Below are 22,641 nucleotides of genomic sequence, written 5' to 3' on the forward strand. Positions count from 1 at the left end.
GACAGCGGGCGCGCGGCAGCACTCTGAATCACTGCAAGTGAAGGAGTGCACCCAGTGATCGCCATGGCCAACGAGTCCGCCGTCGACGCATCGCCGCCCCGGTCATTCACGGCGGTCGAACGACTTATCAAGACGCTTCCGCCGATCGAAAGCATTTGGGCGGCGCTGCCCAATATGGCTGCCGTAGCTGAGCTGAAGCAACGCGAAAGATTACTCGGTGTCGCTAGCCTTTCCGGCTGCGCATTCGAATCACTGCATCAAATCATCAGCGACCTGAACGTTTATCACGTCATTATCCGGCATCCACCATCGGTCAAAGCCGGCGCAAAGCAAGACCTGATCGCTGGACGCCTCAACGGTGCAACGTTGCTAGTCAACAAGACAGTGACGGTACGGCTCGACAGGGCGCATTTCCTACTCACCGGCGCCGGCGATTTCACCGTCAGCCGTCAGCTCTTGCGTCAAATAGCCGATCGCTGGCACCTCCCCCGGCGAACTGTGAAGGCCTGCCGAATCAATCCGGTCGACTATTCGCCGGAATCCGAGCTGGGACTGCTGACGGGTATGGTCTCGCCATTCGTTGCGCCCTCTTTGTCGCTTGAGAAATTGCGCGGTGTGGTTCTCTTGGCGACCCCGCACATCGACGCGGCAGCAGATCAAATGGTGGCGATATCGCTCTCGCCTTTCGAAAGTCTGGTGGTGCGCCTTGTCGACTTCGAGGCGCTCGCATTCCTGTATGCGCGGCGCACATACCCCCACCTGCCCTGGACCAAGATGCGCGGCTAGTCAGCCGCGGGCACGCAGCCCATCCACCACCACGTCGACGGCCAGTCGCGCCAGCTCCACGCGCGAATACCCGGGCTCGCCGGTTCCCCGCAGCTCGTCTGAAGCACTGGCCAGCCCGCCGATTCCCCACGTGGTCAGGAAGAAGTAGACCGCCTCGACCGCACCCTCGCGGACCACGCCGTCGGCTTGCAGTCGCTGCAGAATGGCGGCGGTGGCCTGGCGGGTGGGCCCGATGTAGTTCTTGAACATGTAAGCAAACCGCGGACCAGATATCGCCGCTTCATGCTGGATGATCCGCGCCAGGGCCGGCCGCCGCAGCGTCGCTTCGGAGTACTTGATCATCACCAGCCGCAGTGCCGCGAAAAGGTCGCGCGGCACGTCCTCGGGGGCCACGTGCAGCGCCGCAGACAAATCCGCGAATCCGTGGTCGACCGCGGCGTGCCAGGCGGCGTCCTTGGATTGGTAGCGCCGATGGATCAGGTTATGGCTCATCCCCAGGTGGCGGCACAGCTCACGCAGGCTCGTGCCCTCATAACCCAGGTCGGCGAAAGCATCGAGCAGGCGGTCCAAAAGCTCCACCTCCTCGATGAGCTTTGGGCGGGCCACCTGTCTAGGTTATTCGCGCCGTGGGCGAGCCCGTGAAGGTGCCGTATTGACATCGATGGAAATAGTTGACACATGCCACCCATCCATTATGATGACAACTGTCAACTAATCAAGAGCGTCGTGATCACGGCGACTCCACCCAAGCTGACCGACACCGCCGTCGAGCCTCATTTACCAGCATCAGGAGGGTACTCATGGCCGCCCCAATCACCCCCTTTCCCGAGCCGTCGATCAATGCCAGCGAGGTGACGATCCGAAGGCTGCTCGACGAAGTGCTGATGGCCGGTGCCCGTGTCGTGAGCGGTGCTGACCAGCTCGACCGCGAGGTGACCTCGATCCTGCCGCTGACCGAAGCGCCGTCGTTGCCGAATCGACTGGACGCCGTGGCTGTGTATGCCCGCGTCGAGGCGTTGGCCGACAGCGGCATCCTGCTTGCCGCGCTGGTGTCCCGAGGATTGGGCGTGGTGCTGGTGGACGGACCGATACCGGCAGAACTTCTGCACTCGGGGCTACCCGCCGGGTTAGTCGTCGTCGAGTTGCCCTCGCGTGTCGGGTTTGCCGCGCTGAGCCGCCTTTTCGCGAAGCTGACCCTCGACGAGGAACTGCAGCAGATGCGGTACTCGATGCACGTGCAGGCCATGCTGGCCAAGCTGTTCCACCGCGGGGCCGGCCTGGAGATCCTCATTCGTGAGGTGTGCAATCTGGGCCGCAACCCGGCGATGGTCCTCGACGACCGTGGTCGGGTCCTTGCCCATGTCGGACTGAACGCCAACGAACTCGACGCGATCACCGACTCGGTTCGCCGCGTGCTGGCAACCGGTGGCAGGACTGCACGACGTTCGACGACACAGAGCAGCCGGGTAGACCGGGTCGCTGGCGCCAATGGTGGAGCCTGGACGTCGATTGCCCACGAGATCAAACTCGGCAAGGCCTCTGGGGGCTGGGTGATAGTCCTTGCCCCATTCGCCATCTTGAACGTCCAGGACCTCGACCGGCACCGCGTCCTCACCGAGCAGGCGGCTGCCGTTGTCGGGTTGGAGCTGCTGCGCCAGCGCAGTGTCGAGGAGGCCGAAGAGCGGGCCCGCGATGACTTCATCCAGGCGCTGCTCCATGGCGCCTTCTTCAGTGACCACGAACTGCGGGCCCGCGCCGAGCACCACGAAATCGACCCGGATTCGCCCTTCGGCGTGTTCGTTGCCCGCGGCCTATCAGGGCAGGCAGGAGGAAATCGGGCGACCAGAATGCTCCGCTTGGCCCGCTACGCCGCCGGCGTCGCCACCGACCAGGCGGTACCGGCCGATGCGACCGTCATCGGCGATCTCCTGGTGGTGATACGCCCGCTGCCTGCTGCCGACGAGCCGACGCTGAGCCGGGAAATGGCGGTGTTTGCCCAAACGATGTCCAATGCGCTCGAGCTGCGCTGCGGTACGGCGGTGGCCGTTGCCTACGGACACCCGGCGCAGGACGCTACGGAAGTCTCCGACCGGTACCACGAAGCCAAAATCGCTTTGGACGTCGCCAATCAGCTCGGCCGTACCTGCGCCACCTCTTATCAGGAGATGCGCAGCTTCACGATGCTCGCCGGAATCTCCGACACCGAGAGCAGCCGCCAGCTGATTGAGCAGTTCGTCGAGCCGTTGCGGTCCGGCCCCAATCTCCTTGGGACACTGACCAGTTACCTGGCTCAGGGCGGCAATGTCACCGAGGCCGCGCGCGCCCTCAACGTCCACCGCAACACGCTGTTGACCAAACTCGACCGGATCTCGCGCGCGATCGGTCTGGACATCCGGGAACCGGAGAACCAGTTTACGGCTTGCCTGGCGATCAGGCTCGACACGCTGGCGACGGGAAACCGGCAACGGGTCGGGTGCCCGGCCTGAACCGCTAGCCGACTAGTAGGGAAGTACGCCGATGAGGCAGCGGGTCGCCCGCTCGCAATAGAAGTAACCGTAGAGCGGAGCCGCAGCCGCGACGGAGGCGAACGGTCCGGTCATTACGGCAATCGACATTGCCGTAATGGTCGGCCTGCCCTGCACCATCGAAATCAGTAAGCCGCCCACGGTGCATGCGACGACGTAGACCAGCACCACGAACACCGGCGCTGTCTTGTCGATCGTGTGGTACCACCAGTAGTACAAGCTGAGCCCGATCTGCCCCGCAAAGAACCACACGCCGAGCAGCACCAGAACGAACTTCCACCACTTGAGGTATTGGTACCGGCCGGGTACCTGTACCGGCGCCGCAGCTGTCTCGGTCTCGGAAGCAGGTTCGTCGTCCGGCTTTTGCGCTGGCCCCGCGAGCCCCGGGAGCCCCTGGAGCGCCGCCGACTCTATGGGCTGTGAACCCGTGTCGTCCCAATTCGGCACGAACGGCACCGACTGCTCGCCCGTGTCTTCAATATCCGCAAAGTCGGGCACGAACGGCTCGGTCCCTGGGTTGGACTCTCGATCTTTGTCCGCATCCGCGTCAGCCACCGGACATCACCTGCTGCGCGACGAGTACGAACAGCCAGCCCGGCGCCAACGCCAGAATGAACGCCCCAAGCATGGTCACCCACCGGCGACCGGAGAACAGGATCACCAGCAGCCCGATAACGCTCGGAATCCCGACGACCAGCGCGATGACGACGTCCGGGCGAATGCGTTCGTGCACCAGCACGTTGGACGCGACCCCGACGAGTTGTCCGACTGCGCTACCAACGAGCATGGCGCCGGTCAGCAGCCACGCACGTGGAAGGGGAATCACGGTGTACGACCTTACTTCGGTTACGGCCGGGTTGGCTGGCATGCTCCCGGCGCGTTGTCGGCCACCACTTCACCGCGCACCGACGGCCGCTCGCCGCGCTCATACGCAGCGCCGGTAATCACCGGAACCTGTTGCAACAGCGCCTTCTCGGCGTCGGTGAATACCCGCCCGCGGCTGAGAAATCGCACGCCTTCCGGGGCTTCCAGACTGAAGCCGCCACCCCTCCCCGGCACCACGTCGATGACCAGCTGGGTATGTCGCCAGGTCTGGTACTGCGGACCCGAGATCCACACCGGCACGCCCTCGCGCCCCACGTCCAGCACACCCAGCAGGACGTCGCGATCGCCGACGAGAAAATCCGCCCGCGGGTAGCACATCGGCGAGGAGCCATCACAGCAGCCGCCGGACTGATGGAACATGACCGGACCGTGGCGCTCCTGCAGCCGGCCCAGCAGCTCGGCGGCCGAGGCGGTGATGAGCGCCCCGGGCGGCGAGTTCATCAGAAGAATCCCAGCGCCTTGTCGGAGTAAGACACCATCAGGTTCTTGGTCTGCTGGTAGTGGTCGAGGGCCATCTTGTGGCCTTCCCTGCCGAACCCGGACTGCTTGTAGCCACCGAAGGCCGCATGCGGCGGGTACACGTGGTAGCAGTTGACCCACACGCGTCCGGCCTTGATGTCACGTCCAGCGCGGTAGGCGGTGTTGCCGTCGCGGCTCCACACCCCGGCGCCCAACCCGTAGAGGGTGTCGTTGGCGATGCCCATCGCGTCGTCGTAGTCGGTGAAGGGCGTGACGGCCACCACGGGCCCGAAGATTTCCTCCTGGAAGATCCGCATCTTGTTGTTGCCGGCGAAGATCGTCGGCTGGACGTAGTAGCCGCCGGACAGGTCGCCGCCGAGCTCGGCGCGTTCGCCGCCGGTGATGATCTTGGCCCCCTCTTCCTTCCCGATTTCGATGTAGGACAACACCTTTTCCAGTTGGTCGTTGGAGGCTTGAGATCCCAGCATCGTCTCGGTGTCCAGGGGGTCGCCCTGCCGGACCGCCTTGGTGCGGATCGCGGCCAGTTCCAGGAACTCGTCATGGATGCCCGACTGGATAAGGCTGCGCGACGGGCAGGTGCACACCTCGCCCTGGTTGAGGGCGAACATGGTGAAGCCCTCCAGCGCCTTGTCCTGGAAGTCGTCGTTCGCCGCCATTACGTCTGAGAAGAAGATGTTGGGGCTCTTGCCGCCGAGTTCCAGGGTGACCGGAATCAGGTTCTGCGACGCGTACTGCATGATCAGCCGCCCGGTGGTGGTCTCCCCGGTGAATGCGACTTTGGCGATCCGGTCGCTGGATGCCAGCGGCTTGCCGGCCTCGACACCGAACCCGCTGACGATGTTGACCACCCCGGGCGGCAACAGGTCACCGATCAGCGACATGAGATAGAGCACAGACGCGGGCGTCTGCTCGGCGGGCTTGAGCACGACGGTGTTCCCGGCCGCCAGGGCAGGCGCCAGTTTCCAGGCCCCCATCAAAATCGGGAAATTCCACGGGATGATCTGCCCCACCACTCCGAGTGGCTCGTGGAAGTGATAGGCGACAGTGTGCTCGTCGATCTGCGACAGCGAACCCTCCTGGGCGCGAATCGCGGCGGCGAAGTACCGGAAATGGTCGGCCGCCAGCGGGATATCGGCCGAAATCGCCTCCCGGATCGGTTTGCCGTTGTCCCACACCTCGGCCACCGCCAGCGCGGCGGTGTTCGCATCGATCCGGTCGGCGATCTTGTTCAGAATCGCCGCCCGTTCGGCCGGGGGAGTCTTGCCCCACGCCGGTGCCGCCGCGTGTGCGGCGTCGAGCGCCTTCTCGACATCGGCCGCCTCAGAGCGCGCCACCTCACAGAACGGCTGCCCGGTAACCGGGGTCGGGTTCTCGAAGTAACGGCCCGCCGCCGGCGCGACCCACTCACCCCCGATGAAGTTGTCGTATCGGCTTTCATACGACATCAGCGCCCCGGTAGCACCCGGACGTGCAAAGACAGGCATTTGCTCGGCTCCTCGTTAGGTCATGTAATACAGCTCACACTACCGCTGGGACCACAATGGGATTCCATGGCTTCCATGACTCCCGAGGCGGCCGAGGCTTCCGAAGACCCGTACTTATGGCTCGAAGACGTGACCGGCGAGGAGGCTCTCGACTGGGTCCGCGCGCGCAACGAACCGACCAAGGCGCAGTTCTGCGCGGGCGATTTCGAGCAGCTGCGCACCGAGGCGCTCGAAGTGCTCGACACCGACACCCGAATCCCCTACGTGGTCCGGCGCGGCGAGTACCTCTACAACTTCTGGCGCGACGCGGCCAACCCGCGCGGCCTGTGGCGGCGCACCACGCTGGACAGCTATCGCACCGACTCCCCCGCCTGGGATGTGCTGCTCGACATCGACGAGCTGGGGCGGATCGACGACGAGAAGTGGGTGTGGGCCGGCGCCGGCGTCATCGAACCCGGCTACACCCGCGCGCTGGTCGCCCTGTCCCCGGGCGGCTCGGATGCCTCCGTCATCCGCGAATTCGACATGCTGACGCGCGAATTCGTAGCCGACGGGTTTCAGCTGCCGGAAGCGAAATCGCAGATGGCCTGGGAAGACCTCGACACCGTGCTGGTGGGCACCGACTTCGGCACCGATTCACTGACCGAATCCGGTTACCCGCGCATCATCAAGCGTTGGCGGCGGGGCACAGCGCTGTCGGAAGCGGAGACGGTGTTCGAGGGCACCCGCGCCGATGTGCGCGTCGCGGCTTCGGTGGACCGCACGCCCGGCTACGAGCGCACCCTGCTGCTGCGTGCCCTGGACTTCTGGAACGACGAGGTGTACGAGCTGCGCGGCTCGGAACTAATCCGGATCGATGTGCCAACCGACGCGACCGTGTCGATTCACCGCGACTGGCTGCTGATCGAACTACGCACCGATTGGACCCGCGCCGCCACCACCTACTGCGCGGGCTCGCTACTGGCCTCCGACTACAACGAATTCCTCTCCGGCACAGCAGAACTGAGGGTGATATTCGAGCCCGATGCGCACACCGCCCTGCACCAATACTCGTGGACTTACGATCGCTTACTGCTCGTCACGCTGGCCGATGTGGCCAGCCGGGTGGAAACCGTCACACCGGGCTCCTGGCGGCGCGACCCATTGTCCGGCATCGCCCCCGCAACCAGCACCGTGGTGGTGGCCGCCGACGACAAGGGCGACGAGTACTTCCTGGATTCCAGTGGATTCACCGCACCGTCGCGCCTGATGCGCGGGACCACTACCGGAGAACTAGCCCCCATCAAGTCCGCCCCCGCCTTCTTTGACGCCGAAAACATCAGCGTGGCACAGCATTTCGCTACGTCAGCCGACGGCACGTCGATCCCGTACTTCGTGGTACGGCCAATCGGCGCCGATGCCCCCGGCGGTCCGGGACCCACCTTGCTCTACGGCTATGGCGGATTCGAAACGTCGAACACGCCCAGTTACAGCGGCGTATTGGGCAGGCTCTGGCTGGCCCGCGGCGGTACCTATGTGCTGGCCAACATCCGCGGTGGCGGCGAGTACGGACCCCGCTGGCATACCCAGGCGATGCGCGAAGGCCGGCACAAAGTGGCTGAAGACTTCGTCGCCGTAGCAGACGATTTGGTGAACCGCGGCATCACCACGGTCGCCCAGCTCGGCGCGCAGGGCGGCAGCAACGGCGGGCTGCTGATGGGCATCATGCTGACCAAGTACCCGCAGAAATTCGGCGCGCTGGTCTGCAGCGTGCCGCTGCTGGACATGAAGCGATACCACCTGCTGCTGGCCGGTGCCTCATGGGTCGCCGAATACGGCGATCCCGATAATCCGGACGACTGGGCGTTCATCTCCGAATACTCGCCGTACCAGAACATTTCGGTGGACGCGCAATACCCGCCGATCCTGATGACTACATCTACCCGCGACGACCGGGTACATCCCGGCCACGCCCGCAAGATGACGGCCGCCTTAGCGGCTGCGGGCCACCCGGTGTGGTACTACGAAAACATCGAAGGCGGACACGGCGGTGCGGCCGACAACGAGCAGCTCGCGTTCAAGTCAGCATTGAGCTTCAGCTTCTTGTGGCAGATCCTGGGCGGCCGACGGTAGCCGTTGTTCTGCGGCGGTCGCTGGGCGCAGTCGCGAATCGACTGTGCGGCTAGAGCTTTGATTGTGTAGCCGGGGTGGGAAAATCGCGATTCCACGACCCTGAAGGCACGCTGGATGTAACCGGACGCGCACTCTCCTTCGGCCGCCACGAAGGCATGCATGTTTATGAAAAGGCTCTTGGCTACAAGGTTCTATGTGTCCTCGCAGCTGCCGGGGGTCCTGCAATCGCTTGCGCCCGTGCTGGACCACTACGGCTACGCGGCGGTGATGGGCATCATCGCGGTCGAGGGCTTCGGAATTCCCGCTCCCGGCCAAATCATCCTGATCGCGGCCGGGGTCTACGCAGGAACCGGCCAGCTCAATCTCGCGGCGCTGCTGGTGCTGGGCTTTGTAGCGGCGGTCGGGGGCGACAATATCGGCTATGCCATCGGCCGGCGCGGCGGCCGGCCACTGCTTCGGCGCTTCGGCCGCTATGTATTGCTCACCGAGCAGCGGGTCGCCTCGACCGAGCGCTTCTTCGCCAGACACGGCAGCATCGTCGTGCCGGTCGCGCGTTTCATCGACGGGTTACGCCAGGCCAACGGGATCGTCGCCGGGATGGCCCAGCTGGGCTGGTGGCGTTTTCTGACCTACAACGCACTGGGAGCCGCGGTATGGGTGGGCCTGTGGGTATTGCTGGGATACCTGGCCGGTGATCACATCGGTGCGATCTACGACAAACTTCGCGACTACCAGAAGTACGTGCTGATGGCGTTGGGCGCGGCACTGCTCGCGGTGATCGTTGGCGGGGCACTCAAACGAGGCTCCAACCAGGACGACCAGGACGACCAGGACGACGAGGAGCTGGCGTGCGGCACGCCGGAAAACACCGGTGCTTGACACCTGAGTGCGCCGGCGACTTCGCTGCGGCTATGCCGTTTTCCAAGTCGTTTTCCAAGTCGGTTCCCGAATTCGAGACGCTGCTGTACCGCACCGCCGGACCGGTGGCCACCATCACGCTGAACCGCCCGGAAGAGCTCAACACGATCGTGCCGCCCATGCCCGACGAGATCGAGGCCGCCGTCGGACTGGCCGAACGGGATTCCGAAATCAAGGTGATCGTGTTGCGGGGGGCCGGCCGCGCATTTTCCGGCGGCTACAACTTCGGCGGCGGCTTCCAACAGTGGGGTGAAGCCATGATGACCGACGGAAAGTGGGACCCCGGTAAAGACTTCGCCATGGTTACCGCGCACGAGACCGGCCCCACCCAGAAATTCATGGCCATCTGGCGAGCCTCCAAGCCGGTGATCGCGCAGGTGCACGGCTGGTGCGTCGGCGGGGCCAGCGACTACGCACTGTGCGCCGACATCGTCATCGCCAGCAACGATGCCGTAATCGGCACACCGTACAGCCGCATGTGGGGGGCGTATCTGACCGGAATGTGGCTCTACCGGCTGAGCCTGTCCAAGGTGAAATGGCACTCGCTGACCGGCCGGCCGCTAACCGGCGTGCAGGCCGCCGAGGTCGAGCTGATCAACGAGGCAGTGCCCTTCGAACGGCTCGAAGCACGCGTCGCCGAGATCGCCGCCGAACTCTGCCAGATCCCGCTGTCGCAGTTGCGGGCGCAGAAGCTGATCGTGAATCAGGCCTACGAGAACATGGGCCTGGCGTCCACTCAGATGCTGGGCGGCATTCTGGACGGCCTGATGCGCAACACCCCCGATGCGCTGGAATTCATCCGCACCGCCGAAGCGCAGGGGGTGCGAGCGGCCGTCGAGCGCCGCGACGGTCCGTTCGGTGATTACAGCCAGGCCCCCGCGGAGCTACGGCCGGACCCCAATCATGTGATTGTGCCTGGTGACGACGGCTAGTAAGGTGTGCTAGGGATTTCATTCCCGACAGTTCGCCACATCGTTGAAAGTGCTACGGTAATCAATATGTCTCGGCCGAATCTCAGCCTGCGCTCAGTCGCCGCCTTTTTCGCTTTCCTGATCGCTTTCGTCGTCCTGTTTGACGTCGCCGTCATCCAGCTGCCGACGACCGCCGCGGCCGATTCCACGGAAGACTTCCCGGTCCCCCGGCGGCAGATCGCGACCACCTGCGACGCTGAGCAGTACTTGGCGGCCGTCCGGGACACCAGCCCGGTGTATTACGAGCGGTACATGATCGACTTCAACAACCACGCCAACCTGCAGCAGGCGACGATCGACAAGGCGCACTGGTTCTACTCGCTGTCGCCAGCTCAGCGCCGGGATTACTCCGAACACTTCTACAACGGCGATCCGCTGACCTTCGCCTGGGTCAATCACATGAAGATCTTCTTCAACAACAAGGGCGTCGTCGCGAAGGCCACCGACGTGTGCAACAACTATCCGCCCGGCGACATGTCGGTGTGGAACTGGGGCTAACCTTCTTCACCACCTCCGATGACCGCCCGCTACTTGTCCACCGATCGGCGGACAAGGCGGTTCCCCTACTTTTGGGCTGCTTGGAGGATTGATTCCCGCACCCGCGCGCGGAATAGTGAGCGTTATCGATACCAACGCGACTCTTGCCACGGCAGGCCAAAGGTAACCATAATGAAGCCCCGGCCAGCTGATCATCTTGCAGTGGGCATGCGTGTGTCGGGTGCGGCTGCGGTCCGGAAGTCGGAGGTCCTGGCATGAGCCAAACAACTGGCAACGAGATCCCTGACACGCTCGCGGCCCTCGACTGGCGTGATATCACCTGTCAATCCGGAGCCGGTTGCACCAATCGGGCGGATTTCATCGTTCATCTGCACGCGGTTGACGAATGCAACCATCCGCAACTGGATCCGTTCGGGAATACCGTCGAGATTCTCTGCATCGCCTGCCTGTGGCGCGCCGAGGCTGAAGTCCTGCTGCAAGTGGGCCGGCTACGTCGCCATTCCGGTGCGTCCTGTTTGACGTGCGGTGCACCGGTCTCCGAGCTCAGCGACATCATGCGCGACGTCGTCGCTCTATAGCCTCGCATCGACCAGTACCCGCGCCGGACGGTCATCGACCCGTTCCGGATCGACCATCGCGACCGGCCTGTCGCGCGCCGGCCGCGTCGCCAGGAACACCCCCAGCGCAACCGGAATGGCCGCCAACACCTCCAGCGCCGTCACCGTCTCGTGCAGCACGATCGCCCCGAGGGCAAGGCCGAACACCGGCGGCAAGAAGTGGGCTACCGAGGCCCGTTGCGGTCCGACTTCTTTGATCAGGGTCAGCCACAGCGTCATCCCGACGATGGCGGCACCCACCACCAGGTAGGCCAGGCCGGCGATGAAAGTCCCGGTGATGGCCGGATGTGACGGCCGCACCAGCGCGATGAGGGTGACCGGCAGGCCGCCGACGGCGGCTTGCCAGCCGGTCAGGAAATAGGGATTGCCGGCCGGCAATAGGCGCGGGGTGAGGTAGGTCGCCGCGGTGAGGAAGGCGACCGCGCACAGCGCCAGGCTGATCGCAAACCCACTCAACTGCCCGGAATGCAGGCGGTCCAGCGCGGAAAGAACAATGCCGGCCAGTCCGATCAGAACGCCGGTCGCTTGCACCAGCCCTATCCGCCGATCGGCCAGCGCGCTCAGGCTCAGCACTGCCAACGGCGTCAACGACGACAAGATGGCCGCCATACCGGCCGAGATGTGTGGCAGGGCAACGGCGATGACGCCTAGATAGCCGGCGTTGTTGAGTAATCCGATGACCGTCGTGCGACACAGTTCGCCGGCTGTGTGCCGGCGGACCTGTCGCCAGGTGAAGGCCAGCATCACCACGCCGGCGAGCTCACAGCGCAGGGCGACGACCACGGCGGCGTTGGCGTAATCCAGCGCGATCTTGTTCGCGACGAAGGCGCCGGCCCACAGCGCAGCCCACAGCACCGCCAATGCGATCGCCCGAAGTCCTCGCGCGGACAGCGTCACCGTGCTCACGCGCTGGCGGGTGTTTGGGTGAGCCGTTCGGCTTTCGCTGCGACGCGTCGCAAGAACCGCTCAGTTTGAATGATGTTGCGCCCGTGCCGACCCGAGGCCGCGACGTCGCCGTCGCCGTCGATCGCCGTGACATCCCATTCGTAATACGGCGGTTCGACCTTGGTGCACACCGCCGTCACGGTCAGTTCCGCTCCGGGCGGGGTGGGTGCACTGTGTTTGATGTCCACCAGCGTCCCCAGACTGCCTTCGCCTTCGTCGAGGACCCGGCGCAGCGCGATGATCGCCGTCCACTCCAGCAGACCCACCATGAAGCCCGTCGCGAATACCCGGGGCATGATTTGGTAATCGTCGGACTCCGGATACAGATCCGGCACCGTCTTGTTGACCGCCACGACGTAGCGGAAGGTGGCAGCATCGCCGACCTTGATCGTGTCTTTCATCCAGAACGCCTCTCAATTAACCAGATTCAGCTGCGGGACCCGGCAGCGTTGCTGGTCCGCGGACTCGGAATGCATGCGCCGGGCATATTCGGCGATTCGCTTGCGATTGACGTCGTGAGTGCCCGAGGGCGCCGAGGTCATCAAGGCATCGGCCAGCAGGTCGAGCACTCCTATCGTCGAGTCGCAACCCCGCGCGCCCATCGCCTCGGCAACCGACAGGGCCGTGGCCGATGCCGATTGACTGGCCGACAGCTTCGCCACAGTGAACCCAATCTCGTTGGTGTGCCCCAGATCAGCGGCAGCGGCGGCTTCGTACATCGCGATCCTGCTCAAGTAGAGCTGTCGATACGCCTCGGCCACCCGCGACTCGATACTGCCCAGATCGGCGAGCGGGGCGTTGTACAACTGACGCTGTTCGGTATAGGTCAACAGCCGATCGATCGCGGCCGCCTGCAAGCCCAGTGCCAGTGATCCGATGTTGGGTTTGCCATGCCGAGCGATCACCGCATGAGCCAGGGCAACCCCCATGCCCACCGAACCGACGAGGTTTGCCCCGTCGACTCGACAGTTCTCGAAGACCAGCTCGCCGATGGAGAATTCGCCGAGCCCGCCGAAGCTGTGCCGGTCTCCGACGCGGCAGCCCGCGCTGTCGGTAGGTACGACGAAGGCCGATAGCGCCCCGTGATGCTGCCCCCGACTGGTGCGGGCGATCACCCCGTGCGCCGTGGCGATGTGCGAGTTGCCGATGAAACACTTGCGGCCGTTGAGGATCCATCCGTCGCCGTCACGCTCGGCGGTTGTCTGCATGCCCAACAGGTGCGAGCCGGAGTCCGGCTCGGTCATGCAGATCGTCATTATCTCGCGGCTGGCCGCCAACTCGGGAAGCCAGCGGTCCTGCTGTGCCCGATTCCCGCCGAGCAGAATCAGCCCAGTGCCCAGCGTCGCCGCGGACAAGGTGGCGCCCGCGGCGGGGCTGCGCCGCGACAGCTCTTCGATGGCGATCGCACGGCGCAGGGTCCCGTCGGGAACCCCGCCCCACCTGGCGGGCATGTGCAGTCCGGATATCCCTAACTCGCGCAGGAACTCCGGCCAATCACGGACGGATCCGACGGGGACACCGTCAAGCAGCGCTTGCATCTCCCGGCGGATCCGTTCCGCGTGGTGAGTTAACGACTTGGGTGTCAATCCCTACCGCCCATCGGTGTGTTCATGGCTTGATGACCCGTGAATGATGGCAGGATCCGAGAAATTGCGCAACTATGGTTGACATATTTCCCAGGGCGCTTTCCTGTGCAAAGTGCCCTGCCCCGACAGCTGCCGCTGTTGCCGCGGCGATTCTCGACGGGCAGGGTGGTGCGGTGACTGCCGTGACGATGGTGCGGGCCGGGGTCTTGAAGGTGGCGCTGGAGCAGTACGGCGACCCGGGCGGCTGGCCGGCAGTCCTGCTACACGGATTTCCTTACGACGTGCGCTGCTACGACCAGGTTGCACCCCGGTTGGTTGCGGTCGGCGCGTACGTGGTGGTGCCCTATTTGCGCGGCTACGGGGCGACGCGTTTCATCGATCCGGCGGTAATGCGCTCCGGACAGCAAGCCGCACTCGCCGCCGACCTTTACGAACTGATCGGCGCTTTGGGCCTGAGGGCACCGGTGGTGGCGGGATTCGACTGGGGCGGGCGGGCGGCCTGCGTTACTGCGGCGCTGTGGCCGCAGCTGGTGCGTGCCCTGGTGAGCGTGTCGGGCTATAACCTGCAAGACATTTCGGCCATGGCCAGTCCGGCGGCACCGGAGTCCGAACGGCGGCTGTGGTACCAGTACTACCTGCACGGTGAGCGCGGCCGAGCCGGGCTGCAAGTCCGCCGCCGTGAGTTCGCCCGGCTGTTGTGGCAGGAATGGTCGCCGCGCTGGTCATTCACCGACGACGAATTCGCCACCACCGCCACGTCTTTCGACAACCCCGACTTCGTCGACGTAGTGGTGCACTCCTACCGGCACCGCTACGGGCTTGCCGCCGGGGATCCGGCCTACCAGCACTTAGAAGACACGATCAGCACGCAACCGCCCATCGCAGTACCGACCGTGGTGATCGACCCGCAGGATGATCCGCTCGTCGGCTCCGCACCGCCTCGAAGCGAGCGCGAACGGCGGTTTCCGGCACTGCTCGACGTCGTCTCCGTGGCATCCGGGCACAACGTCCCCCAGGAAAACCCCGAAGCCTTCGCCGCCGCCATTCTGCACGCGCACCGGCGCAGTTGACTCCGCTAGTAATGCGGCGTGCTCACCGGGAACCGGTCGGTGTTCGCCGCGTCCACCGAGTCGCCGGACTTGCCGTCCCGTGGCAGCAATAGAGCACGGACCAACGGGCGCGGCCCGTAGGGCCGCAGTAGCTGGCTGGCCGGCCGGGTCTTCACCTGCTGCGGCCACCAGAACCACCGGCCCATCAGGGCGGCGATGGACGGCATCATGAACGACCGCACGATCAAGGTGTCGAACAACAGACCCAGGCCGATGGTGGTCCCGACCTGTCCTATGACCTTCAGATCGCTGAAGATGAACGACGCCATGGTGGCGGCGAAGACGAGGCCCGCGTTGGTCACCACCGCTCCGGTTCCGGCCATCGACCGGATGATTCCGGTCTTCAAGCCGGCATGGATTTCCTCTTTGAATCGAGATACCAATAGCAGGTTGTAGTCAGATCCCACCGCCAAAAGCAGAATGACCGACATTGCGAGCACCATCCAGTGCAATTCAAAGCCGAGAATGTCCTGCCAAACCAGCACGGAAAGGCCGAACGAGGCACCCAATGACAACAGCACGGTGCCCACAATGGTGACCGCGGCAACCAGACTGCGGGTGATGATAAGCATGATGATCAAAATGAGGCTGGCCGCGGCAATGCCGGCGATCATCAGGTCGTATTTGGACCCGTCACGCATATCCTTGTACACCGCGGCCGTTCCACCGAGCCAGATGTGCGCACCCTCCAACGGGGTACCCTTGATGGCTTCCTTGGCGGCCTTCATGATCGGATCGACGTGCGAAATCCCTTCGGGCGTAGCCGGATCGCCCTCGTGGGAGATGATGAACCGAGCGGCGTGCCCGTCCGGCGACACGAACATCTTCAGGCCCCGCTTGAAGTCCGGATTGTCGAACACCTCCGGCGGAATGTAGAACGAGTCGTCATTCTTGGAGGCATCGAATGCCTGGCCCATCGCCGTCGAATTCTGACTCATCACGTCCATTTGGTCGTACAGCGAGGACATCGAGCTGTGCATCGACAGCATCATGGTCTTCATCGTCTTCATGGTCGCGATCTGCGGCGGCAGTTGCGCCAGCATCTGCGGCATCAAGACATCCAGCTTGTCCAATTGACCGGAGAGTTGCGTCAGCTTCTCCGTCAGCTGGTCCAGGCCGTCGAGAGCGTCGAAAATGGACCGCAGCGACCAGCAGACGGGAATGTCGTAGCAGTGCTTTTCCCAGTAGAAGAAACTGCGGATGGGACGCCAGAAGTCGTCGAAATCGGCGATGTGGTCCCGCAAAGTGCTGGTAATACCGACCATTTCCTGAGTCAGCTGGTCCATGTTGTGGGTCACGGCGACTGTTTGCGACATGATTTCGTACATATGCTGCATCGTGTCGATTGATTCCTGCATGGCATCGGCCTGTTTGAGCATGTCGTCCATGCGCTGGTGCATATATTGCTGATTTTCGACCTGCGTCGTGTTCTGCATGCTGATCTGGAACGGTATTGAAGTGTGCTCGATTGGCGTGCCCAACGGCCGCGTTATCGCCTGCACCCGCGCGACACCCGGGATATGAAAGACGCCCCGCGCAATTCGGTCCAAAACGAGCATGCCAGCCGGATTGCGCAGATCATGATCGGTCTCGACCAACAACAATTCGGGATTCATCCGCGCATTGGAGAAATGGCGGTCGGCGGCCGCATACCCGACATTCGCCGGCGTCCACGGCGGCAGATACTTGCGGCTGTCGTAATTGGTCTTGTACCCCGGCAGCGCGAGTAATCCGATGAGTGCGATCGCGATCGCCACCGCCAGAATCGGCCCCGGCCAGCGCACGATCGCGGTGCCCACCCGGCGCCAGCCCCTGGTCCGCATCTTGCGCTTGGGGTCGAACAATTTGAAGAAACTACCGATAGTGAGAACGGCCGGGCCCAACGTGATAGCGGCGAGCACGGCGACCAGCATTCCCACTGCGCACGGCACCCCCAGCGTCTGGAAATAGGGCAGCCGGGTAAAGCTGAGGCAATACATCGCGCCCGCAATGGTCAGACCCGAACCAATCACCACATGCGCGGTTCCGTGGAACATGGTGTAAAACGCTTGTTCCCGGTCTTCGCCGAGCCCGCGGGCCTCCTGATATCGCCCGAGGACGAAAATCGCGTAGTCCGTGCCGGCCGCAATGGCCATCAGCACCAGTAGATTAACCGCGAACGTCGAGAGACCAATTATGTTGTTGTAGGCCAGAAAAGCCACAACACCCCGGGCCGCCATCAGCTCGATCATGACCATTACCAGGGTGAGAATCACCGTGACAATGGACCGGTAGACGAATAGCAACATCACGATGATCACCAGAAAAGTGATCGCGGTGACCTTTTTGACACCCTTCTCACCGGCGGCCGACTGATCCGCCGTCAGCGCTGCCGCCCCGGTTACATAGGCCTTGACCCCCGGCGGTGCCGGGGTGCTGTCAACGATCTTGCGTACCGCCGCGACCGAATCGTTGGCCAGGCTCTCGCCCTGGTTGCCGGCCAGATACAACTGGACGTAGGCGGCCTTGCCGTCAGAACTCTGCGAACCGGCCGCCGTCAGCGGATCCCCCCAGAAGTCCTGAATGTGCTGTACGTGCTTGGTGTCTTGTTCCAGCTTCTTGATCAGCTGGTCGTAGAAGTGGTGCGCGTCGTCGCCGAGCGGCTTATCGCTTTCCAGCACGATCATGATCGCGCTGTCGGTGTTGAACTCGTTGAACACCTTGCCGACGCGCTTCATCGCCTGCATCGACTCCGCGTCGTTGGGGCTCATCGACACGGTGTGTTCTTTTCCCACGACGTCCAGCGAGGGAACGAAGACGGTGAGGACGACGACCAGGCCCACCCAGGCCAGGACGATCGGGACCGCGAGCTTGTGCACCGCTCGGGCGAACCGCGGGCTGGTGGGAAGCTGGGCGGTCTGGTTGGCGGTCATGCGGATTTCACTATGCAGAAGGTTTGGGCTTTCACTCCGCTCGCCGACCTTTCATCCTTGACTACGTCGTTCACGATGATTCGGCAGCCGACCTGGTCGGCGTCGGCCTGCGCCACCACATTGACGCTCACCGAGGGCAGCGTCGTGGTGACCGAGAGCGTCCACGGCAAGGGCGCGTTGCTTACCCGCTGCGGCTGGGCGTTGATGTCGAGATAGTTGATGTTGGCAATGGCTCCGGCGGGGCCCCACACCTCATAGACCACGTGCTTGGGGTTGAACGGCTTGATCTCGTCGGCCATGCCGCTGGTGATGGGTCCCCTGTCGTGCACGCCGAAGAAAGTCCGCAGCCGCGAAACGCAGAACGCCGCTACCACGACGACGAGCGCGATGACCAGCACCATCCACATTCGCCGCACGACGCCGGCAACCGAGAACTTGGCCACCCAATCACCTTCCGTTTCGAAAAGGCCGGGCCCCGAAGCCATTCCGTTGGATGCTTTGTTGCGCTAAGTATCTTAGACCCATCGGCAAGATCCCTCTCTCCGGCTCATGGGGATTGCGAGATCAGGCCACTGCAGGTGGCGGTGAGCAGGCGGGTGAGTGCGGATGCGAAGTCCAGGTTCCACTCCGGGGGCAGCACCTCCGGCTCCTCGGCGTAGGCATCGGTGAGTTTCTCGGGAGGATTGGCGATCTGCCACAGCGTGGCCGCCAACGAATATGCGGCCAGCAAGATGTCGAAGGCTCCCGAGCGCCCGAGCTCGGGAAGCGCCTGCTCGATCGCGTCGGCGAGCGCGAGCGCGGCAGTGGTACTGGTCCGCTTCACCTCGACGACCCGCTCGACATCCACCTCGTGTTCGAGATGCAGATGGAGATTGGCCAGCAGGTCGCAGAACAAAGGGTCGGCGGCAAGGCCGTTGGCCAGCGCCTCGGCCACCCGCGATTGCGACATCGGACCGGGCTCGCTCAGGCTCGCACGCACCGTGTCCGACCAGCGCACCCAACCTTCGGCGGCAAGATGCAGCAGCACCTCTTTATGAGAGGTGAAGTAGCGGCGCACAGCGGAGTAGTGAATTCCGGCCCGGCCGGCGACCGCGGTCAACGTCACCGATGCGACACCGGTTTCCAGTGCCAGCGAGCGGGCGGCCTCCACGAGCGCCGCCGCACGTTGGCGCTTGTTTTCTTCGGTGCGGGCGCGCCGGAATGTGAGTTGCGCCACTGCCCGAGGATAACGCACATCACGTGATTTGTAAGAGTTTACTTAAGGTTACGCACGTGATATGCGTTACAATCTTGACCCGATGGAAACCCGATGGAAAGGAGTGCGCAGCCTCCCCAACCCGTCCAGGGCGGCCCCGGTGGGGTGCGGCACCCGTGGCCGGGCGATCTGAAATTGAATTGTTTCCAACAAGCCCAGTAAGAGCGGGTATCGTCCGCCCGTAACGACCACGTCAACCGGTAAGGAGGGGTCCAAGATTTTCAGGGTGCTTTCGCGGACTTGGATTCCACTGGTCATCGTGGTGGTGGTGACCATCGGCGGCTTCACCGTATACCGCGTCCGCGGCTTCTTCGCCTCTGATAAGCGCGAGTCCTATGCCGACAGCAACCTGGAAAGCACTAAGCCTTTCAATCCCAAGCGGCTGGTTTATGAGGTCTTCGGGCCGCCCGGAACGGTCGCAGATATCAGCTATTTCGATGTCAATGGCGACCCGAAACGAGTCGATAATGCACAGCTGCCATGGTCGATCCACATCACGACCAATTTGGCGGCGGTGATGGGAAACCTTGTCGCGCAAGGCGATACGAATAGCATCGGCTGCCGGATCTTGGTGGACGATGTCGTCAAAGCAGAAAGAATCAGCAACGAGGTAAACGCCTATACGTTCTGCTTGGTGAAATCCGCGTGAGTACCAAATTCGCGAACGACGTGGAAACCAACGGCCACCCGGAGAGGCCCCGCGTCGCGCGATTGATCCACGCGTTTTCGATACCCATCATCCTTTTCTGGCTGCTGGTTTGCGTTGCCCTCAGCGTGTTCGTCCCATCGCTGGAACAGGTGGGGCAAACACGTTCGGTGTCGCTGAGCCCCAAGGAGGCTCCCTCGTTCGAGGCCATGAAGCGCATCGGCAAGGTGTTCAAGGAAGGCACCAGCGACAGCATCGGGATGCTCATCCTCGAGGGCAAGGAACCTCTCGGGGAGGAGGCCCACAGGTACTACGACACCCTGATCCGCAAATTGCGGGCCGACCCCAAACACGTACAGAGTGTCCAGGATTTCTGGGGCGATCCCCTCACCGCCGCGGGCGCGCAGAGCAACGACGGCAAGGCCGCCTACGTTCAATTGGCTCTCGGCGGCAACCAGGGTGAAGCGCTAGCCGGTGAATCCGTCGATGCGGTGCGCAAGATCGTCGCCGATACGCCGGCGCCGCCCGGAATCACCGTTTATGTCACCGGGCCGGCAGCACTGGCCGCCGACATGCACACCGCCGGCGACAAATCCATGATCAGGATCACCGCGGTGACAGTGGCCGTGATCTTCGTGATGTTGCTGCTGGTCTACCGGTCGATCATCACGGTGATTCTGCTGCTGCTAACCGTTGGGGTTGAACTGACCGCAGCTCGGGGGGTGGTCGCGCTATTGGGCCAAACCGGGCTGATCGGGTTGTCCACCTTTGCGGTCAGCCTGCTCACTTCGCTGGCCATCGCAGCGGGAACTGACTACGGGATATTTTTCATCGGCCGCTACCAGGAGGCCCGCCAGGCAGGCGAGGAAAAAGAAGCGGCCTTCTACACCATGTACCGCGGGACCGCGCACGTCATCGTCGGTTCTGGCTTGACCATCGCCGGGGCCACCTTCTGCCTCAGATTCGCCCGGATGCCCTACTTCGAGACCCTGGGCATTCCTTGCGCGGCTGGGATGCTGGTCGCGGTGGCCGTCGCGATGACGCTGGGACCCGCGGTTTTGCATCTGGGCAGCCGGATCGGGCTCTTCGATCCCAAGCGACAGCTCAAGACTCGGGGCTGGCGCCGCGTCGGCACCGTGGTGGTTCGCTGGCCGCTGCCGATTCTGGCCGCCACCCTCGCGGTCGCCCTGATCGGCCTGCTCGCACTGCCCGGATACAAGGTCAGCTACAACGACCGGGCGTACCTCCCGGGGTTCATCCCCTCCAACGAGGGATACGCGGCCGCAGATCGCCATTTCTCGCAGGCCCGCATGAAACCCGAGATATTGATGATCGAATCCGATCACGATATGCGAAATCCCGCGGATTTCCTGGTCCTGGACAGGCTGGCCAAAGGAATCTTCCGCGTCCCCGGCATTTCACGGGTGCAGGCGATCACCAGGCCGGACGGAACGACGATGGACCACACGTCGATTCCCTTCCAGATGAGCATGCAGAACGCGGGTCAACTGCAGACCATGCGCTACCAGCGCGACCGCATGGACGACATGCTCAAACAGGCCGACTTGATGAGTCAAACCATCGCGATCCTGCAGCACATGCAGGAGCTGATGCAGCAGATGGCCGACACCACCCACCGCATGGTCGGCGACACCGAACAGATGAAGGAAATCACCGATGAATTACGCGACCACATAGCGGATTTCGAGGATTTCTGGCGCCCGATCCGTAGCTACTTCTACTGGGAAAAGCACTGCTACGACATTCCGATCTGCTGGTCGTTGCGGTCGATATTCGATGCGCTCGACGGAGTGGACCAGATCGCGGAGAAGATAACCGCGCTGTTGGGCGACCTGCGGGTGATGGATGCGCTGGTGCCGCAGATGGTCGCGCAGCTCCCCCCGCAGATCGCAGTCATGACGGAAATGCGGACCCAGATACTGACGATGCACAGCACCATGATGGGCATCTACGACCAAATGGACGAGATGAGCGACAACGCGACCGCCATGGGACACGCGTTCGACGCCGCCAAGAACGACGATTCGTTCTACCTGCCGCCGGAGGTCTTCAAGAACAAGGACTTCCAGCGCGCTATGAATTCGTTCTTGTCATCCGACGGACATGCGGCCCGCTTCATCATCCTGCACCGCGGCGATCCGCAATCGACCGAGGGCATCAACAGCATCGACCAGATACGCACGGCCGCCGAGGAGGCGCTCAAGGGAACTCCGCTGGAAGACTCCAAGATTTATCTGGCCGGCACGGCCGCGGTCTTCCATGACATTTCACAGGGCGCGCAGTGGGACCTGCTGATCGCGGGCATCTCGTCACTCTGCCTCATTTTCGTCATCATGCTGATCATCACGCGAGCCTTTATCGCCGCCGCGGTGATCGTGGGCACGGTAGCGCTTTCGCTCGGTGCGTCGTTCGGGCTCTCGGTGCTGCTGTGGCAACACATCCTGGAATTCCGGCTGCACTGGCTGGTGCTGGCGATGTCGGTGATCGTGTTGCTGGCCGTGGGATCTGACTACAACCTGCTGTTGGTCTCCCGGTTCAAACAGGAGATAGGCGCGGGATTGAATACCGGCATCATCCGGTCGATGGGCGGGACGGGCAAGGTGGTGACGAACGCGGGCCTCGTATTCGCCTTCACCATGGCGTCCATGGCGGTCAGCGACCTGCGGGTCATCGGTCAGGTCGGTACCACGATCGGGCTGGGCCTGCTGTTCGACACGTTGATCGTGCGCTCCTTCATGACGCCGTCCATCGCCGCGTTGCTGGGCCGCTGGTTCTGGTGGCCGATGCGGGTGCGCAGCCGGCCGCTTAGAACTCCGGCAGCCCCGAAGGAACCCCAACCCGAGGATCGCACGCTGGCCTACAGCGACTGACGTGGGCTGAACCGGACCCCA

At 63.5% G+C, this 22,641-nt stretch carries 21 protein-coding genes; 10 read left to right on the plus strand and 11 right to left on the minus strand.

The window, feature by feature from the left end:
* The first annotated feature begins 54 nt into the window (after positions 1 to 54).
* Positions 55 to 786 carry a hypothetical protein gene (locus tag BST12_RS10955; RefSeq protein WP_083113139.1) on the plus strand — a complete coding sequence of 244 codons (732 nt, stop codon included), beginning with the start codon at positions 55 to 57 and terminating at the stop codon, positions 784 to 786.
* On the opposite strand, the gene BST12_RS10960 is transcribed toward BST12_RS10955, so the two are convergent.
* The gene (locus BST12_RS10960; protein WP_083113140.1) at positions 787 to 1,392 is read right to left on the minus strand and encodes a TetR/AcrR family transcriptional regulator; all 606 of its coding nucleotides are present in this window, start codon (positions 1,390 to 1,392) and stop codon (positions 787 to 789) included. It lies immediately after the preceding gene.
* Positions 1,393 to 1,586: 194 nt separating this feature from the next.
* On the opposite strand from BST12_RS10960, the gene BST12_RS10965 reads away from it, so the two are divergent.
* Positions 1,587 to 3,272 carry a helix-turn-helix domain-containing protein gene (locus BST12_RS10965; RefSeq protein WP_083113141.1) on the plus strand — a complete coding sequence of 562 codons (1,686 nt, stop codon included), beginning with the start codon at positions 1,587 to 1,589 and terminating at the stop codon, positions 3,270 to 3,272.
* A gap of 12 nt (positions 3,273 to 3,284) precedes the next feature.
* Here the strand turns inward: BST12_RS10965 and BST12_RS10970 are convergent, their stop codons facing one another.
* From BST12_RS10970 to exaC, 4 genes are read right to left on the minus strand one after another with little or no spacing between them, the layout of a single operon-like run.
* The gene (locus BST12_RS10970; protein WP_083113142.1) at positions 3,285 to 3,866 is read right to left on the minus strand and encodes a hypothetical protein; all 582 of its coding nucleotides are present in this window, start codon (positions 3,864 to 3,866) and stop codon (positions 3,285 to 3,287) included.
* Positions 3,859 to 4,137, minus strand: coding sequence for a putative holin (locus BST12_RS10975; RefSeq protein ID WP_211281253.1), 279 nt, complete (start codon positions 4,135 to 4,137; stop codon positions 3,859 to 3,861). Before BST12_RS10975 ends, BST12_RS10970 begins: the two co-directional genes overlap by 8 nt.
* Positions 4,138 to 4,157: 20 nt before the next feature.
* Positions 4,158 to 4,637 (minus strand): DUF779 domain-containing protein, encoded by a 480-nt coding sequence (locus BST12_RS10980; RefSeq protein ID WP_083113143.1) that lies wholly within the window; start codon positions 4,635 to 4,637, stop codon positions 4,158 to 4,160.
* The gene (gene exaC / locus BST12_RS10985) at positions 4,637 to 6,160 is read right to left on the minus strand and encodes an acetaldehyde dehydrogenase ExaC (protein WP_083113144.1); all 1,524 of its coding nucleotides are present in this window, start codon (positions 6,158 to 6,160) and stop codon (positions 4,637 to 4,639) included. Before exaC ends, BST12_RS10980 begins: the two co-directional genes overlap by 1 nt.
* A gap of 75 nt (positions 6,161 to 6,235) precedes the next feature.
* On the opposite strand from exaC, the gene BST12_RS10990 reads away from it, so the two are divergent.
* From BST12_RS10990 to BST12_RS11010, 5 genes are all read left to right on the plus strand, one after another.
* Positions 6,236 to 8,272: a prolyl oligopeptidase family serine peptidase gene (locus BST12_RS10990; protein WP_211281256.1), complete on the plus strand. Its 2,037-nt coding sequence runs from the start codon at positions 6,236 to 6,238 to the stop codon at positions 8,270 to 8,272.
* A gap of 195 nt (positions 8,273 to 8,467) precedes the next feature.
* Positions 8,468 to 9,151, plus strand: a complete 684-nt coding sequence (locus BST12_RS10995; RefSeq protein ID WP_083113146.1) for a DedA family protein — start codon at positions 8,468 to 8,470, stop codon at positions 9,149 to 9,151.
* Positions 9,152 to 9,183: 32 nt separating this feature from the next.
* Complete coding sequence (locus BST12_RS11000) at positions 9,184 to 10,122, plus strand: crotonase/enoyl-CoA hydratase family protein (RefSeq protein WP_083113147.1); 939 nt, start codon at positions 9,184 to 9,186, stop codon at positions 10,120 to 10,122.
* 66 nt (positions 10,123 to 10,188) lie between these two features.
* A complete protein-coding gene (locus BST12_RS11005) occupies positions 10,189 to 10,659 on the plus strand; it encodes a DUF5078 domain-containing protein (protein WP_083113148.1) in 471 nt (156 codons plus the stop codon).
* 254 nt (positions 10,660 to 10,913) lie between these two features.
* Positions 10,914 to 11,237, plus strand: coding sequence for a hypothetical protein (locus BST12_RS11010; protein ID WP_083113149.1), 324 nt, complete (start codon positions 10,914 to 10,916; stop codon positions 11,235 to 11,237).
* Here BST12_RS11010 and BST12_RS11015 read toward each other — a convergent pair.
* From BST12_RS11015 to BST12_RS11025, 3 genes are read right to left on the minus strand one after another with little or no spacing between them, the layout of a single operon-like run.
* On the minus strand, positions 11,232 to 12,182 hold the full coding sequence (locus tag BST12_RS11015; RefSeq protein ID WP_083113150.1) for a DMT family transporter: 951 nt from the start codon (positions 12,180 to 12,182) through the stop codon (positions 11,232 to 11,234). The two genes, BST12_RS11010 and BST12_RS11015, sit on opposite strands and share 6 nt — an antisense overlap.
* Positions 12,179 to 12,622, minus strand: coding sequence for a thioesterase family protein (locus BST12_RS11020; RefSeq protein WP_083113151.1), 444 nt, complete (start codon positions 12,620 to 12,622; stop codon positions 12,179 to 12,181). The genes BST12_RS11015 and BST12_RS11020 overlap by 4 nt, the downstream gene beginning before the upstream one ends.
* 12 nt (positions 12,623 to 12,634) lie before the next feature.
* Positions 12,635 to 13,759: an acyl-CoA dehydrogenase family protein gene (locus BST12_RS11025; protein WP_083113152.1), complete on the minus strand. Its 1,125-nt coding sequence runs from the start codon at positions 13,757 to 13,759 to the stop codon at positions 12,635 to 12,637.
* 221 nt (positions 13,760 to 13,980) lie between these two features.
* Here BST12_RS11025 and BST12_RS11030 point away from each other — a divergent pair, with 221 nt between their 5' ends.
* Positions 13,981 to 14,877: an alpha/beta fold hydrolase gene (locus BST12_RS11030; RefSeq protein WP_245846916.1), complete on the plus strand. Its 897-nt coding sequence runs from the start codon at positions 13,981 to 13,983 to the stop codon at positions 14,875 to 14,877.
* A 5-nt stretch (positions 14,878 to 14,882) separates the two neighbouring features.
* Here BST12_RS11030 and BST12_RS11035 read toward each other — a convergent pair whose 3' ends face one another.
* The 3 genes from BST12_RS11035 to BST12_RS11045 form a co-directional block, all read right to left on the minus strand.
* The gene (locus tag BST12_RS11035) at positions 14,883 to 17,828 is read right to left on the minus strand and encodes an MMPL/RND family transporter (RefSeq protein WP_083113153.1); all 2,946 of its coding nucleotides are present in this window, start codon (positions 17,826 to 17,828) and stop codon (positions 14,883 to 14,885) included.
* On the minus strand, positions 17,825 to 18,235 hold the full coding sequence (locus BST12_RS11040) for an MmpS family transport accessory protein (RefSeq protein ID WP_245846931.1): 411 nt from the start codon (positions 18,233 to 18,235) through the stop codon (positions 17,825 to 17,827). The genes BST12_RS11035 and BST12_RS11040 overlap by 4 nt, the downstream gene beginning before the upstream one ends.
* 140 nt (positions 18,236 to 18,375) lie before the next feature.
* Complete coding sequence (locus BST12_RS11045; RefSeq protein ID WP_083113155.1) at positions 18,376 to 19,062, minus strand: TetR/AcrR family transcriptional regulator; 687 nt, start codon at positions 19,060 to 19,062, stop codon at positions 18,376 to 18,378.
* 247 nt (positions 19,063 to 19,309) lie between these two features.
* Here BST12_RS11045 and BST12_RS11050 point away from each other — a divergent pair, with 247 nt between their 5' ends.
* Both BST12_RS11050 and BST12_RS11055 read left to right on the plus strand, forming a co-directional pair.
* A complete protein-coding gene (locus tag BST12_RS11050; RefSeq protein WP_083113156.1) occupies positions 19,310 to 19,732 on the plus strand; it encodes an MmpS family transport accessory protein in 423 nt (140 codons plus the stop codon).
* Positions 19,729 to 22,620 carry an MMPL/RND family transporter gene (locus BST12_RS11055; protein WP_083113157.1) on the plus strand — a complete coding sequence of 964 codons (2,892 nt, stop codon included), beginning with the start codon at positions 19,729 to 19,731 and terminating at the stop codon, positions 22,618 to 22,620. The genes BST12_RS11050 and BST12_RS11055 overlap by 4 nt, the downstream gene beginning before the upstream one ends.
* Positions 22,621 to 22,641: the final 21 nt, after the last annotated feature.

The organism is Mycobacterium angelicum (assembly GCF_002086155.1).
Classification (GTDB): domain Bacteria; phylum Actinomycetota; class Actinomycetes; order Mycobacteriales; family Mycobacteriaceae; genus Mycobacterium; species Mycobacterium angelicum.